The following is a 13,964-nucleotide window of genomic DNA, read 5'->3' as shown; positions in this document are numbered from 1 at the left end:
CACTCTCTAGTCAGTTGGGGACAGAGCTTTTCGCTTCGCTCAAAGGTCAGTCCCCAAAACCATCAGTTGGCCCCGTGGCACTGCTTGTACTTGCGCCCCGAGCCGCAGTGGCAAGGGTCGTTGCGGCCCAGCTTGGGGCCTTCACGGCGCAGGGTTTCGACGCGGTAGCGCTGCTCTTGCGTCAGGTCGCAGAGGTCGGCCACGGTCACCACCATCTCTTCGATGGCGTCGTCCAGATCCTTGAGCGGATGCTCGCGGTCCAGGGTGGCGACCACTTCTTTTTCTTCCGGCGTCTCGGCCGGCAGATGGCGGTAAAGGCGGGCCAGGGCCGTCATCACCGCATCGTCGTCCATCTCGGACAACTCGGGGAAGCACAGCGCCGCGTGCTGGAAGCCGGCCACCCAAGGCATCAAGGTACGCGAGATCAGGCTCATGCCCTCGTAGGTCGCGCGGGCGGCGATCTGGTCGGGGTCTTCTTCCGTGTCAAGAGCAACAGCAGTCGCATCTTCTCCCGATTTTTCAGCATCCTCGGGCTCGGTCAAATCCAACACGACCGGGTCAAACCAGCCGTCTTCCACCATGGCGCGGTTCAGCGCGGTGTGGCGTCTCTCGGTCAGCTCGCGAATGCGGGCCAGCCAGGTTTGGTCGACTTCTTCGGGCAGCACGCCGCCGTCGTAGTCAAAGATATTGGGCAGCCATTCATCGATGTCGATCAGGCGCGGCTGCACCAGCACACCGCAGAGATAGCCATCCAGCATGGAGGCATCCAGGGGCTGCAAGGGTGCCGGTGTGGTGGCAAGAAGTTCGTCGAGTTCAGCGAACTCGGATTCGGTCAGATCGGTGCTCATGACCCAATTGTCGCCGCAGATGGCGCACTTGTTGCACCTGCTTGGCGTGCCGCCTCGATCAAGCGCTCGCGCATCCAGCGCTGGGCGCTGCGGCTTTCGCTGCGCAAATGCCACAACATATCCACATGCACCTTGGACAAAGCCACCGGCAAGGGCCGCTCCAGCAACTGCGACTGGTAGCCCGTGGCCTCGACAAAAGTGGCGGGCAAGACGGTCAACAGATCCGACTGGGCCACCACTCGCCCGGCGGTAAAGAACTGGTTCACCGTCAGCACGATGCGACGGCTGCGGTTCAAGGCATTCAGTGCCTCGTCCACAAAACCGTGGGGCCGGCCCGAAAAGCTCACCAAGAGATGGTGGGCCGAGCAGTAAGCATCCAAATCCAGCGGCTGCTGGCCCAAGGGGTGATCGCGGCGCATCACGCAGACGTACTCGCTGTCGTACAGGCGGTGTTGGCGTATGGCCGACTGATTGCCCTGCGATTGCAGGGCCGCCACCGCGCCGGGGAAGTAGCCCACGGCGAAGTCCACCTCGCCTTGCTCCAACAGCGTGCGCGGATCACGGGTGGTCAGCGGCAGCACATGGACGTTGGCCAGGGCTCGCGCTTCTTCCAGCTGGGCCACCAGAGGCGGCAGCAGCAGGGCGGCAGTGGCGTCGGCCATGGCGATGCGGAAGGTGTACTCCTCGATCTCGGGCCTGAAGTCGCCCGGCACCAAGAGCGTTTGCAGGCGCTGCAGGATCAACCTCACCTCGGGCCATAAGCCCTCGGCCCTCGAAGTAGGCTTCATGCCAAAGGCCTGGCGAACGAACAACTCTTCGCCCAAGGCTTCGCGCAAGCGCTTGAGCGCATGGCTGACGGCCGGCTGGCTCATGGCCAGGCGTTCGGCGGCACGGGTCAGGTTGCGCTCAGCCATCACGGCGTCGAAGACCCGCAGCAGGTTCAGATCCAGATTTAGGAAGTTCATCGTGCCGCTCCGCCTGAGTTTTCTAGGAGTCTGTCGGACTTGGGCCGCCGAAAGCGGAAATCGGCCCCAGCGAGGCCAGTTCTTGCCGGATTTGCAGCCCCATAGCCAGGCTATGGGGCTGCAAATCCGGTGAGAAATGGGACGCTGCGGCCGATTTTCCGCCGGCGGATTCCAAGTCCGACAGACTCCTAGGGTTGGCTGTGTGACGCTATGCGCGTTGCTTATATCTTAGATTCAAACAATTCATTGGCGACATTCCTAGGGTAAACCCCATAATTCGTCCATCGGTTCAAGAAACCACCCATCACCGCAGTCCGATTGCCCAGATAACGCCGACCCGTCCTCTGATCAACGAACTCAAATCAAGGAAGAGAATCATCATGAGCGTCGCTACCCAAACCTTCGGTCGTCCCCTCAGCTATAACGTTCGCAACAATGTGCGTCACGGCGGTTCCGTGGCCTCCATCGGCGCCCGCGTCTGGCTGCGCTTGATCGCTTCGGTCAAGGCCCGCATGGCCGCCGCCGCCGATGCCCGCGCCGAACGCGAAATCCTGGCCCTGGCCAAGGAATACGAAAGCAGCATGCCCTCCTTCGCTGCCGAACTGCGCGCCGCTTACTGCCGCCGCTAAACCACCGCTAAGACAAGACAAAGGCGCCTAACCGGCGCCCAGACCAGAAAAAAGCCCGCCGATTGGATTGAACAATAGGCGGGCTTTTTCTTGGGCGCTTGCACTCTTGCCGAGTGCAAACGATCCGCTCGGTTTACTCGGCCTTCAGGCGCGCTTCGATGCTGGCCTTGGTAGCGGGCAGTTCAGCCGGCAGGTGGAAGGCCAGTTGCTGGAACAACTCCTCGTGCAACTTCATCTCGGTGGCCCAGGCCGCCTTGTCGATGTGGGTGGTGATGTTGAATTGCTCTTGGCTGAAGTCCAGGCCCTTCCAGTTGATGTCCTGGTAGCGCGGGGTCACGCCAAAAGCGTGCTCTTCGCCCTGGCCCGTGCCTTCGACGCGGTCCAGCATCCACTTCAGCACGCGCATGTTTTCGCCGTAACCGGGCCAGACGAACTTGCCATCCGCCCCCTTGCGGAACCAGTTGACGCAGTAGATCTTGGGCAGCTTGGCGCCCGAGCTGGCGCACAGGGTTTGCAGCTTCTTGCCCATGTCCAGCCAGTGCTGGAAGTAGTCCGCCATGTTGTAGCCCATGAAGGGCAGCATGGCGAAGGGGTCGCGGCGCACCACGCCTTGCTGGCCTGCAGCAGCGGCGGTGGTCTCGGAGCCCATGGTCGCGGCCATGTAAACACCTTCCACCCAGTCACGCGCTTCGGTCACCAGGGGCACGGTGGTGGAGCGGCGGCCACCGAAGATGAAGGCGTCGATGGGCACACCGGCGGGGTTGTCCCACTCGGCATCCAGGGCCGGGTTGTTGATGGCCGAGACGGTGAAGCGGGCATTCGGATGCGCGGCCTTGGCGCCGGTTTCCTTGGCAATGGCGGGCGTCCAGTCCTTGCCCTGCCAGTCGATCAGGTGGGCGGGCGGGGTGTCGGTCATGCCTTCCCACCACACATCGCCATCGTCGGTCAGTGCGACATTGGTGAAGATGACGTTTTTGTTCAGGCTGGCCATGCAGTTGAAGTTGGTCAGCGTGTTGGTGCCCGGCGCCACGCCGAAGTAACCCGCTTCGGGGTTGATGGCGTAGAGGCGACCATCGGCTGCTGGCTTGATCCAGGCGATGTCGTCACCGATGGTGGTGACCTTCCAGCCCTCAAAAGCGGCCGGCGGGATCAGCATGGAGAAATTGGTCTTGCCGCAGGCGCTGGGGAAGGCGGCGGCGAAGTGGTACTTCTTGCCCTCGGGCGAGGTCACGCCCAGGATCAACATATGCTCGGCCAACCAGCCTTGGTCGCGACCCATGGTGGAGGCGATGCGCAGGGCGAAGCACTTCTTGCCCAGCAAGGCATTGCCGCCATAGCCCGAACCGTAAGACCAGATTTCGCGCGTTTCGGGGAAATGCACGATGTATTTGGTCTGGTTGCAAGGCCACTTCACGTCGGCCTGGCCGGCTTCCAGCGGCGCGGCGACGGTGTGCACGCAGGGCACGAAGACGCCGTCCTCACCCAAGACATCCAACACCGCGCGACCCATGCGGGTCATGGTGCGCATATTCACGGCCACGTAAGGGCTGTCCGACAGTTCCACGCCGATATGGGCGATGGGCGAACCGATGGGACCCATGCTGAAAGGCACGACGTAGAGCGTGCGGCCCTTCATGGCACCCTTGAACAGCGCCTTGTCACCGGTTTGCAGCAGCTCGCGCATTTCGGCGGGCGCCATCCAGTTATTCGTCGGGCCGGCGTCTTCCTTCTTGGCGGAGCAGATGAAGGTGCGGTCTTCGACGCGAGCGACGTCGCTGGGGTCGGAGCAAGCCAGATAGCTGTTGGGGCGCAGCTCGGGGTTGAGTTTCTTGAAGGTACCGGCGGCCACCAACTGGGCGCAGAGGCGGTCGTACTCGGCTTCGCTGCCGTCGCACCAGTAGACATCGCGCGCCTGCGTCAGGGCGGCGACTTCGGCCACCCAGGCGATCAAACGCTGGTGTTTCACGTATGCCGGCACATTCAAGCGCAGGCCTTCCATCACGGGCTGGTTCATAGCTTTCCCAATCAAAGTTAAGTCGTATTGGGTCAAGCTCGTCAGCAGGCACTCACCTCAAAGGTCAGTGCTGCAGGTCGGGCCTGACCCAATGCAGCTCATGGCTTCGCCCAGGAAAAGGCGACTCAAAGCACAGAAAAGGCAAAGCCGACGCGGGATGACTTCGGTCTTCAACAGTCTCTTAGGCGCCAGGTAAGGCACCGCAGCTTCGATTGTCACCCCAATGTAACCATGCCGTAACTCGCGGGGAACCCGGGTTTATGCATTTGCCGAATGAAGTTATGCCCGGGGCGGCATTTGTTGGCGGCTTGGGGCGGGGAGGCATTGGTTCGGGTGTCGAAAACCAATCAACTCTGAACTTTGTTCGTGCTTCTCTGAACTTTTCGATTCGCTCGCGGTGGAACCGAGCCGAAAGAAGAGGGATAACTGGGAAAGAAGAAGTAAAGCGCCACACACCCCAGGAATCCACCGAAGAATTGGCGGAAGCAATTGGTGCGGAGGCTGACCGTCAGCGGGCCCTCGTGATTGACCTCCGCGAGGCGCTACTCCCGCGCACCTCAGCCTCTCTGTGCTGCGAACTTACACCACGCGCCGGACATCACCGGCGGCGACATCCCTCGGTTGCAAAACGGCGCCAAAATCGGCGCCAGCACGCCACCTCTATTCCAACGATGCCAGCTCCCTTCGCCAGACCCTGCCCATCCTGCGGTGACGCGATGCAGGTGCATGTCCTTCCCGGCCAATACAGAGGCGAGGTGGAGATCGACTTCTGCTTCGCCTGCCAGGGCCTTTGGTTCGACCACATGGAGAACCTCAAGCTGGCGCCCGAAGCCATCGCGACGATGTTCAAGGAAATCCACCGACACCGCGACGCTCAGCACCAGCCGCTGGCACAGCGCCTGGGCTGCCCGCATTGCCAGACCAGGCTCTTGCAGGGCTTCGACATTGTGCGCACCGGCCGCTACATCACGCACCGCTGCGAGAGCCGGCATGGGCGCTTCAGCAGCTTCTCTTCCTTCATGATCGAGAAAGGTTTCGTGCGGCAGCTCACCAAGCCCGAGATCGCAGACATCGCCGCCAAGGTTGGCGTCATCAACTGCAGCAACTGCGGCGCACCGGTGGACTTGCGCAAGGAAGACGCGTGCGCGCACTGCCGCTCGGCGCTGTCGCTGCTCGACCCGCAGGCCGTCGAGAAAGCCTTGCAGAACTACGCCCAGGTGCCGACGCGGCAGAGCTGGGGCCAGCCAACCGACGTGGCCGACGCGCTCGTCGCGCTGGCCAAGGAGCGCTCCCGCGCGCAACGCGAAGACGGCCGCCCGCCCGCCCCGGCCGTTGGCTTCCTGACGGTGGACCTGTTCCGCGTAGGCCTGGGCCTCGTCGCCGGCTTGCTAGACGATTGAGCCGTCCGCAGCCAGCTACCCGATAGCCCTTTGGACGTGCCGCTGTACTGGCAGCATGCCCGGTCTGCGTCACCGTTGATCGAGGGCCTGAGCCGTGAAATTGACGCTGCCACAGCTCGAATCTTGTTGCCTCCATGATGCGGGCGGGTACAGGCAAGGACGCCTCAGGCCGTAGCATGAGCGGAATCGAACAAGGGCGGGAGTAGCCAAACCATGCAAGACATCAAGTGCCCGCACTGCGGGAAGGCCTTCAAGATCGACGAGACCGGCTATGCCGACATCTTGAAGCAGGTACGAGACGGTGAGTTTGAGCAGCAATTGCATGAACGGCTGGAGCTGGCGGAGCAGGACAAGCGCAATGCCGTCGAGCTGGCTACGACCAAGCTCGCCAGCGAATTGAAGATGGCCGCCGCCGCGAAAGAGGCCGAGATTCAAGGCCTGCAGGCCACGCTCAATGCCAAGGAGGTCGCGCAAAAGCTGGCCGTGGCCCAGGCAACCAGCGCCATCGAAAAGGAACGCGACAGCCTCGCGAACGAGCTCGCGCAGGCCAAGCAAGACCAACAGGCCGCGTCCAAATTGGCCGAGGCCCTGCTGATGAACGAGCTGCAAAAAGCAGCCGCCGCCAAAGATGCCGAGATCCAGGCCTTGAAGGCCAAGCTCGATGCGGTGGCGCTGACCCAGCAGCTGGCGATTTCGGAAGCGGTCAGCCCGGTCCTGAAGGAGCGCGACGAGTTGAAGAACGGGCTGGAGCGTGCCGCGCTGGAGAAGCAACTGGCGGAGAAGTCCCTCAAGGACAGGTATGAGACGCAGATCAAGGACCGCGACGATGCCATCGAGCGCCTGCGCGATATGAAGGCCCGCCTGTCCACCAAGATGGTGGGCGAGACGCTGGAGCAGCATTGCGAGACCGAGTTCAACCGCATCCGCGCGACGGCCTTTCCGAAAGCCTATTTCGAGAAAGACAACGACGCACGCACAGGCAGCAAGGGCGACTACATCTTCCGCGACCTGGATGAGGCCGGCACCGAAATCGTCTCCATCATGTTCGAGATGAAGAACGAGAGCGACCGCACGGCGAGCAAGAACCGCAACGAGGACTTCCTCAAGGAGCTGGACAAGGACCGCAATGAAAAAGGCTGCGAGTACGCGGTGCTGGTGTCATTGCTGGAGCCGGAGAGCGAGCTCTACAACACCGGCATCGTCGATGTGTTCCACCGCTACCCGAAGATGTACGTCGTGCGGCCGCAGTTCTTCTTGCCCATCATCACCTTGCTGCGCAATGCGGCGATGAACTCGCTCAAATACAAATCAGAGCTGGCCCTGGTCAAGGCGCAGAACATCGACATCACCAAGTTCGAGACCGAGCTAGACACCTTCAAGGCCGCCTTCGCGCGCAACTACGACCTGGCCTCGGGGCATTTTCAGAAGGCGATTGCAGAGATCGACAAGTCCATCGACCACCTGCAAAAGACCAAGGACGCGCTCCTGGGCACCGACCGGAATCTGCGCCTGGCGAATGACAAGGCGCAGGACGTGACGATCAAGAAGCTGACCCGAGGCAACCCGACCATGGCGGCCAAATTCGCGGAGCTGAAGGATCGCGGCCCTGGCATTCCCGAGTGAGTGAGTAGCTGATTGATCGAGGGCACGGCCACTCAGGCCAGCGCCTCGCCCCGCAGCGCATTCAGCATCAAGGGCCAGAGCGCTTGATGAGACTGGCGGAACCAATCCAGGTGGCCGATGCTCTGCAGGCCGTGGTCTTGCGGGTGGATTTTGTGGGCCGCGCTGGCGGCCGCAGGCAGGGTGCGCAGCAGGTCTTGGACGGTCACCGTGTTCGCGATATCGTCATCCGAGGCATAGAGCACCGTGATGGGCGTGCGCACCTGGGCATGGAAGTCCGGTGCCGCCTGCAGGCGCACGGCATTGGTGGCGTAGCCACCCGCCGCGCACCACTGGCCCCATTGGCGGGCGACGCCGGCCGGCAGGTTCTCGCCCAGACCTAACCACGAGGTCGGTGCATAGCCCAAGACTTGCGCGCCCAAGGGTGCCAGCAGGCGCAGCCCCAGCCGGGCCTTCAAGGCAAACGCGGGCCGCATGCCGCCGAACCAGCCGGTGGAAGCGGCCACGCCCACCAGGCGGGCGATGCACTCGTGGTTGGGCAGCAGGCCAATCATCTGCCCGCCCGCGCTATGCCCCACCAGCACCGCCTGCTCGGCGCCGCTGCGCTGGAGCAGGTATTGCAGGGCGGCGACCTGATCCTGGCGGCCCCAGTCCACCAGCTGCGCAGAGCTGGCCGCGAGCTTGCCTTCCAGTGACAGGCCGATGCCGCGGTAGTCAAACACCATCACCTCGTAGCCGTGGCCGGCCAGCCAGTCGGCAAAGCGCCAGTAGAAATGCTGCTTCACCCCGGTCGCAGGCGAGATCAACACCGGCAGCGACTGTGGCTTGCCACGACCGGCGAAGAAATGGGCTTGCAGGCGCTGGCCGTCGGCACAGAGCAAATCCACAGGCTCGGGCTTGGGCTGCGCCTTCGCTGCTTGGCTCATCGTGCTCATTCATCCACTCCCAGGTTTTGAACATGTTCCAGCCAGCGCGCCACGGTTTGCAGCTCGGCCTCGCTGAAGGACTGCGTCAGCCGCTCGTTGACATGGCCCAAGGCCTTGCGCAGCGCAGGCATCTGCGCGCGCCCGGCCTCGGTCAGCCAGACCCGCTGGGTGCGGGCATCCAGCTCGCAGGCCCGCCGGCTCAGCCAGCCCAGCGCCTCCATGCGCTGCACCAAGCCGGACACGGCCGAGGGCGCCAGATCCAGCTGCTGGGCGATCTCGCCCATGGTCACGCCGTCCTGCCGGGCCAGGATGAAGAGCAGGCCGCCCTGCACAGGCGACGGCGGGCTTTGCCCTTGCCGCGCCGCACGGGCCTGCTCGGCGGCCATCCACTGCTGCAGCCGACGCTGGGCGCTGCCCAGCAAAAAGACAAGACGGGGTCGGGCCAAGGCGCTCTCCAGATTTATTTCGCATGCGAAGTATATGCAGGCTTGCAGATGCGCGCAGAACCCAGCGCTCGGGCGTGGCTGCGAAGGGACTTTCCTGGTGTCTTACTTGGCGCCGCTGGACCGAAGCAAGGCGACCAGATCGGCCCGCTTGCCATCCTGGGCGAGCTTCAAGGCAGACTGGCCCTGATAGTCGCGCGCATCCGCACTTGCGCCGGCCTGCAGCAAAGCACGAACCAAGGCGAGGGAGGCGCCCGCATTCACGGCGCTCATGAGGTGACTGTCCTCCGCCTTCGCGCCATGCTTGAGCAGGTACTCGGCCACGGCCAAGTCCCCGCGCCGGAAAGCTGCCGTCAAAGGATCGGTATAGGCCCGCGTACCCAGGCCCGCATTGCTGCTTGACTCCGCATTCACCGCCGCGCCGCTGGCGACCAAGAGCTGCACGATCTCGCTATGGCCGCCGCGCACCGCCGCAGCCAAGGGGGATTCGTAGTAGCTGGTGAAGAGCGCGCCGCCTTGCGAGGCGGCTGCGTTCGGGTTGGCATTCTTGCCGAGCAAGAACTTGAGCACCGCCGTCCGCCCCTCTTCGGCAGCCAGATACAGCGGGGTTTCATCGGCCTTGCTTCGGGCGTCAATCGTGGCCTTTTTGGCGACGAGCAACTGCACCATCTCCAGATTGCCAGCCCGCGCGGCCAGATGCAGGGCCGTGTGCCCATCCACATTGCTTTGCTGCACCGAGGCGCCTCGTTTGAGCAGGTCTTGCACGGCCTCCATATTCCCGGCGGCAGCCGCGTAGGGAAAGCGCTCAGCTGTGAACTCGACCTTGATGTCCTCCAACGGCGGCGCGGGCAAAACGGGTGCGGAAGCCGCAGTTTCGGCCACGGCCGACCCGGCCTTGGCGGGTGGGCTTGCGTCTGCGAGCTGACCCGCCCCGTCCTTGTCGCCGCTCGCCCCCGCGACGGGGCCCTCTGCGGGCCAGAAAGCAAGGCCCAACAAACCCAAACCGGCCACCCCAGCGGCTATCCACGCCCAGCGCTGGCCTCGAAAGGACACCGCTGCAAACGGCAGTGCCCAAGCCCGCCGCTTGGGCTGGAGGTTCGCTGGCCGAGCGCCCAGCTGCCGACCGCTCAAACGCCCGAGCACCTGCGCCATCTCCGCATGCGCCTCACCCGGGCGCCATTGACTCAGTTGGGCCGCCTGCACCGAACGAAAGCCCAGCGGCGGCTCGATCTCGTCCAAGAGCAAGGGAATCAGAATGCCGCGCCTGAGCCCTTCCTCGGCCTCATCGCGTACCCAGCGGCTGGCCAGGGAGGCACGGGTCCAGACCACCAGCACAAACTCCGCAGCCTCCAGCGCCTCGTGAATCCTGCCCACGAACTCATCGCCAGGCTCGATAACGGAGTCCCACCACAAGACATGGCCCTGCTCCTGTAGAAACTTCGCCAAGGGCGCCACACGGCTGCGGTCCACACGGCTATAGCTGAGAAACACACGGGCCAAGTCGAACTCCTGCGATGGCGATCACCTGGCAATCGCCGAGCCTGGATACACATGCCGAGCTGCGCGGCCAAGCGGCGAGGCACAGATCGTCGGGCGGATTATGACCAAGCCATGCCAGCTGCGCCGCAGCAGCACAAGAAGCGATGTGCCGAGGCCAATGCATCCCCTGTTCGAGCGGCCAAGACGGCCGAATCGTCACCAGAAATCCGCCGTTTGGACCTGACAATGGGGCGCATGCAATTCACCCGCCGCTCACTGCCAGGACTCTTTGCCATGGTCAGACCTCGAGCCCGTACAAGCTTGGACTTGCACGTTCGATGAGCACGCTTGCCCTCGACTCAAGTGCGAGCAGCACACGCGCGGATCGCCGCCGCCCGGGCCTGGCTCTGCTGGTCTCGCTGGCGGTGCACGGGCTGATCCTCAGCCTCTCCTTCGGCGGCCAGGACATGGGGCTGCCGGGTTTGAGCCTGCCCTGGCAAGAGCGGCGAGCCGAGGTGCCAGATCTGCGGGTGATCCTCGTTCCGCCCAGAACCGGCGCGACCGCGGCCCTGCCCTTGCCCGCCGAAGCCGCAGCGCAGACAGATCCGCCGCCCCCCGCACCCGAGCCAGCGCCCGCCCCAGGCGAGATGAGCGCTCGCCTCGCACCGCTCACCACGGTGCAAGCCCAGGCCCAGCCCGAGCAAGCCGCGCCGGTTCCGACCCCAGCGCCTGCGCTCAAAGGCTTGCCAAGGGAAAAACTCAGCGAAGCAGCCGCTGCGCCTGCCCCGCCACCGGCGCCCGTCCCGCCCCCGGTCATTGCCATGGCCAAGACCGAGCAAGCCAGCTGGGTCGTGCCGCCCGCGCCCTTGAGCCCGGTACCCAGCGCATCCAGCCCCCATGCCGCAGCCTCCGCCCCACCCGATCTCAGCGAAGAAGCCGCGGCTCAAGCAAGGCTGCAATTGCAGCAACAGCAACAGCAACAGCAACTGCTGCTGAAGCTCGAAGCAGAGCGCCAGGCCGCTGCAGCCAAGCAGGAATTACTGAGGCAGGAAGCGGCCAAGCAAGAGGCGATCAAACAAGAGGCACTCAAACAGGAGCTCGCCAAGCAAGAAGCCGCCCGCCAACTGGCCGCCAAGGCCGAAGCGCTTAGGCAGGAAGCCGAGCGGCTGGAGGCGGCTCGCCAGCAAGAAGCGGCGCGCGTCGAAGCCAGCCGGCTGGAAGCTGCGCGGGCAGAAGCCACGCGACTTGAAGCCGCACGCCAAGAAGCGGCCCGGCAGGAAGTGGCCCGCCAACAGGCCGCAGCGCGAGCCGAGGCCGAGCGGCTAGAGACGGCCAGGCTAGAAACCGCACGACAAGCCGCGGCGGCAGCTGCGGCAGCAGCCAATGCCGCCAAACAAGAGGCCGCCCGGCAGGAGGCCGCACGACAGGAAGCGGCGGCACGCCAAACCGCTGCCGCCGCCGCAGCAGCAGCGGCCCAGCAAGAAGCCGCCCGCAGTCAGGCCGCCAGGGCCGAGGCCGCGCGCCTGGAGGCCATCAAAGCAGAAGCCGATTTGCGCGAAGAAAAGCTCAGGGCCATAGGCCGCCAACTGAACGAAGAGGCCGACAAACGCGCCGCCGCCGAGGCCGCCGCAGCCGCCAAACGCCAAGGTCCGCTGGCCGGCCCCTCGGCCAGCCCCTTGCGCCGGGGCCGCCTATTCGGCCGCATCGACTCGAATGCCGAGATGGTGCTCTACGCCGAGGCATGGGCGCGCAAGATTCAACTCAACCGGACTTTCGAGATGGTCCGCGAGGCGGCCAAACAGCCCCATGTCGACCCACTGGTGACGGTGGCGATACGCGCCGACGGCTCGGTTGAATCCATCACCTTCGTCCGCTCCAGCGGTGTGCCGGCGATTGATGAGGCGGTGCAGCGCATCATTCAAAGCCAGGCCAATTACCCGGCCTTCACGCCCGCCCTGGCTCGCGATTACGACGTGATCGAGATCCGCCGCAGCTGGCATTTCGATATGGCGATTCGTTTGCAGTGACGCAGCTCAAGCCTGCTTCTGCCCCAACATCACCCACAAAAAGGTCTCACCAAAGCGCCCGCTGTCGGCGGCGGGTTTGCGCATCTGGCGCAGCTCGCGTAGCTGCAGCGCCGGGGACCAGAGGGCGCGCAGTTGCGCCTCGCTATAGCCCAGGCCACCGCCCAGGCTGTGGCGGGCGTAGACCTCGGCGTCGCTGAAGCCGCTGCCGCCTTCGGGGCGGAAGCTGCAAAGCCCAAAGTGGCCGCCAGGCTTGAGCGCGCGCAGCACCCGCGCCACATAGCCAGCGCGCCGGTGCGGGGCGATGTGATGGAAGCAGCCCGAGTCGTAGACCAGGTCGTAAGCACCCTCGGGCAGCGCCAGCTCAAAGAAGTCACCCTGCCGCAACGTCACCTCGGTACCCGACGCCGCCACCCGCTCCCGCGCCCAGGCGATGGCCTGGGCGGAATAATCCAGCGCCTCGACTTGGAAGCCGCTGCGCGCCAGATGGATGGCATTGCGCGCATTGCCGCAGCCCAGGTCCAGGGCCCGGCCTCGGTTGACGGGGAAGTGCCCGTCATCAAGCCAAGCGGCCAGGCTCTCATCCGGCTGCTCGCCGAAGAAGGGTATGGGCTTGGCACGGTCTTGGTAGAAGGCATCCCAACGCGGGCTGTCCTGTGCTTGCAGCGATGTGTCCAGCGCGCGTAGCTCCGCCTCGCTCAGGCTGCTGAAGTCTTGCAATGAACAGGCGTCGTCTTGTGTTGTCAGCGTCATCTTGGAACTGTTTTCAAACATCCGTACCAAAGTCGGTGTGGCTGCTGCCGGGCGTGGCCAGGTATTCAAAGTAGGCGAATTCGCCGATGGGTCGATGCGCGGCCGCGCGGATGTGGCGGGCGATGTCCTGGTCATGCTTGGCGATATGGTTAGTCAGCCACTCATTCAGAAAGTAGAGCATGTCCTCGGGGAACTCGTGGCGGGTCAGCACACGCTGGGCCACCAGGTCCAGCTTGACCAGCAAGTCCTCGTGCTGCGCCTCGTGATTGGCCATATGCGGGTAAGCCGTCTCACGCATCAGGTTCTCTTCGCTGGCAAAGTGGAAGCGCACAAAACGCTTCAACTCGTCGATGATGTTCTTCAGCGTGGACTCCGTGGCCCGCGTCTTGATCGCCACATCCATCTTGCGAAAGAGGAAGAGCAGCATACGGTGCTGAGCATCGATGAAGGGCTGGCCGGTTTCGAGATCGGGGGTCCAGTGGATATACATCTGAATCTCCTGGTGCGCCCTGATTTGAGCACCAATCTCCGCCCAGATGAAGCGTTAGGAGCACCGGCAATTTCTCGCTCGCTCACATGCGGCGACAATGCGCCCCATGGCTCAAGGTAAACGGATTTCTGTAGACATTGACGGTGACGCCCTCCAGGCGATCAAGGACATGGGGGCAGCCGCCAAACTGGCACGTGGCCGTGCGGGCGAGGGCCAGGCCGCGGCCGCTGCGCTCCTGGGCGTGCATGTGCAAACCATAGGCCGCATCGAATCAGGCGAGCCCGGCGTGGCCATTGGCCATGTGCTGGGCATGCTGGCGCTTTACGGCGTCAAGGTCCAGCTGCAGGCCGCTGACGAAAAACCCTGAGCCCGC

Annotated in this window: 13 protein-coding genes; 5 read left to right on the top strand and 8 right to left on the bottom strand. The window is 64.1% G+C overall.

Going from position 1 to position 13,964, the window contains the following annotated elements; genetic code table 11:
* Nucleotides 1-62: 62 nt before the first annotated feature.
* Together DBR47_RS11100 and DBR47_RS11095 are read right to left on the bottom strand one after the other, a co-directional pair.
* Complete coding sequence (locus tag DBR47_RS11100) at nucleotides 63-848, bottom strand: YecA family protein (protein WP_124449899.1); 786 nt, start codon at nucleotides 846-848, stop codon at nucleotides 63-65.
* Nucleotides 845-1,813: a LysR family transcriptional regulator gene (locus tag DBR47_RS11095; RefSeq protein WP_124449897.1), complete on the bottom strand. Its 969-nt coding sequence runs from the start codon at nucleotides 1,811-1,813 to the stop codon at nucleotides 845-847. Before DBR47_RS11095 ends, DBR47_RS11100 begins: the two co-directional genes overlap by 4 nt.
* Before the next feature lie 380 nt (nucleotides 1,814-2,193).
* Between DBR47_RS11095 and DBR47_RS11090 the strand changes: the two genes are divergently transcribed.
* Nucleotides 2,194-2,442 (top strand): hypothetical protein, encoded by a 249-nt coding sequence (locus tag DBR47_RS11090; RefSeq protein ID WP_124449895.1) that lies wholly within the window; start codon nucleotides 2,194-2,196, stop codon nucleotides 2,440-2,442.
* A gap of 133 nt (nucleotides 2,443-2,575) precedes the next feature.
* Here DBR47_RS11090 and DBR47_RS11085 read toward each other — a convergent pair whose 3' ends face one another.
* Nucleotides 2,576-4,456, bottom strand: coding sequence for a phosphoenolpyruvate carboxykinase (GTP) (locus DBR47_RS11085; protein ID WP_124449893.1), 1,881 nt, complete (start codon nucleotides 4,454-4,456; stop codon nucleotides 2,576-2,578).
* 260 nt (nucleotides 4,457-4,716) lie between these two features.
* On the opposite strand from DBR47_RS11085, the gene DBR47_RS25485 reads away from it, so the two are divergent.
* A complete protein-coding gene (locus DBR47_RS25485; protein WP_124449891.1) occupies nucleotides 4,717-5,856 on the top strand; it encodes a zf-TFIIB domain-containing protein in 1,140 nt (379 codons plus the stop codon).
* 213 nt (nucleotides 5,857-6,069) lie between these two features.
* Nucleotides 6,070-7,479: a DUF2130 domain-containing protein gene (locus DBR47_RS11075; protein WP_124449889.1), complete on the top strand. Its 1,410-nt coding sequence runs from the start codon at nucleotides 6,070-6,072 to the stop codon at nucleotides 7,477-7,479.
* Between the two features lie 32 nt (nucleotides 7,480-7,511).
* On the opposite strand, the gene DBR47_RS11070 is transcribed toward DBR47_RS11075, so the two are convergent.
* The 3 genes from DBR47_RS11070 to DBR47_RS11060 all read right to left on the bottom strand — a co-directional run bounded on the left by DBR47_RS11070 (nucleotide 7,512) and on the right by DBR47_RS11060 (nucleotide 10,336).
* A complete protein-coding gene (locus tag DBR47_RS11070; RefSeq protein WP_124449887.1) occupies nucleotides 7,512-8,411 on the bottom strand; it encodes an alpha/beta fold hydrolase in 900 nt (299 codons plus the stop codon).
* Nucleotides 8,408-8,848 (bottom strand): MarR family winged helix-turn-helix transcriptional regulator, encoded by a 441-nt coding sequence (locus DBR47_RS11065; RefSeq protein ID WP_197047002.1) that lies wholly within the window; start codon nucleotides 8,846-8,848, stop codon nucleotides 8,408-8,410. The genes DBR47_RS11070 and DBR47_RS11065 overlap by 4 nt, the downstream gene beginning before the upstream one ends.
* Before the next feature lie 102 nt (nucleotides 8,849-8,950).
* Nucleotides 8,951-10,336 (bottom strand): ankyrin repeat domain-containing protein, encoded by a 1,386-nt coding sequence (locus DBR47_RS11060; protein ID WP_231512263.1) that lies wholly within the window; start codon nucleotides 10,334-10,336, stop codon nucleotides 8,951-8,953.
* A 326-nt stretch (nucleotides 10,337-10,662) separates the two neighbouring features.
* On the opposite strand from DBR47_RS11060, the gene DBR47_RS11055 reads away from it, so the two are divergent.
* Nucleotides 10,663-12,351: a TonB C-terminal domain-containing protein gene (locus DBR47_RS11055; protein WP_124449883.1), complete on the top strand. Its 1,689-nt coding sequence runs from the start codon at nucleotides 10,663-10,665 to the stop codon at nucleotides 12,349-12,351.
* A gap of 6 nt (nucleotides 12,352-12,357) precedes the next feature.
* Here the strand turns inward: DBR47_RS11055 and DBR47_RS11050 are convergent, their stop codons facing one another.
* Both DBR47_RS11050 and DBR47_RS11045 read right to left on the bottom strand, forming a co-directional pair.
* On the bottom strand, nucleotides 12,358-13,101 hold the full coding sequence (locus tag DBR47_RS11050) for a class I SAM-dependent methyltransferase (protein ID WP_124449881.1): 744 nt from the start codon (nucleotides 13,099-13,101) through the stop codon (nucleotides 12,358-12,360).
* Between the two features lie 13 nt (nucleotides 13,102-13,114).
* Nucleotides 13,115-13,591: a bacteriohemerythrin gene (locus DBR47_RS11045; protein WP_124449879.1), complete on the bottom strand. Its 477-nt coding sequence runs from the start codon at nucleotides 13,589-13,591 to the stop codon at nucleotides 13,115-13,117.
* A gap of 106 nt (nucleotides 13,592-13,697) precedes the next feature.
* Here DBR47_RS11045 and DBR47_RS11040 point away from each other — a divergent pair, with 106 nt between their 5' ends.
* The gene (locus tag DBR47_RS11040; protein WP_124449877.1) at nucleotides 13,698-13,958 is read left to right on the top strand and encodes a helix-turn-helix domain-containing protein; all 261 of its coding nucleotides are present in this window, start codon (nucleotides 13,698-13,700) and stop codon (nucleotides 13,956-13,958) included.
* Nucleotides 13,959-13,964 lie beyond the last annotated feature (6 nt).

This window comes from Paucibacter sp. KBW04, from assembly GCF_003852425.1.
Taxonomy (GTDB): Bacteria; Pseudomonadota; Gammaproteobacteria; order Burkholderiales; family Burkholderiaceae_C; genus Paucibacter_A.
The sequence above is the reverse complement of the archived record's forward strand: the minus strand, read 5'-3'. Positions and strand labels throughout refer to the sequence as shown.

Coding starts and splice junctions, on each gene's coding strand:
- DBR47_RS11045 (WP_124449879.1), bottom strand. CDS start 13,591: ATGTATATCCACTGGACCCCCGATCTCGAAACCGGCCAGCCCTTCATC.
- DBR47_RS11095 (WP_124449897.1), bottom strand. CDS start 1,813: ATGAACTTCCTAAATCTGGATCTGAACCTGCTGCGGGTCTTCGACGCC.
- DBR47_RS11075 (WP_124449889.1), top strand. CDS start 6,070: ATGCAAGACATCAAGTGCCCGCACTGCGGGAAGGCCTTCAAGATCGAC.
- DBR47_RS11050 (WP_124449881.1), bottom strand. CDS start 13,101: ATGACGCTGACAACACAAGACGACGCCTGTTCATTGCAAGACTTCAGC.
- DBR47_RS11040 (WP_124449877.1), top strand. CDS start 13,698: ATGGCTCAAGGTAAACGGATTTCTGTAGACATTGACGGTGACGCCCTC.
- DBR47_RS11090 (WP_124449895.1), top strand. CDS start 2,194: ATGAGCGTCGCTACCCAAACCTTCGGTCGTCCCCTCAGCTATAACGTT.
- DBR47_RS25485 (WP_124449891.1), top strand. CDS start 4,717: ATGCATTTGCCGAATGAAGTTATGCCCGGGGCGGCATTTGTTGGCGGC.
- DBR47_RS11085 (WP_124449893.1), bottom strand. CDS start 4,456: ATGAACCAGCCCGTGATGGAAGGCCTGCGCTTGAATGTGCCGGCATAC.
- DBR47_RS11070 (WP_124449887.1), bottom strand. CDS start 8,411: ATGAGCACGATGAGCCAAGCAGCGAAGGCGCAGCCCAAGCCCGAGCCT.
- DBR47_RS11055 (WP_124449883.1), top strand. CDS start 10,663: ATGAGCACGCTTGCCCTCGACTCAAGTGCGAGCAGCACACGCGCGGAT.
- DBR47_RS11100 (WP_124449899.1), bottom strand. CDS start 848: ATGAGCACCGATCTGACCGAATCCGAGTTCGCTGAACTCGACGAACTT.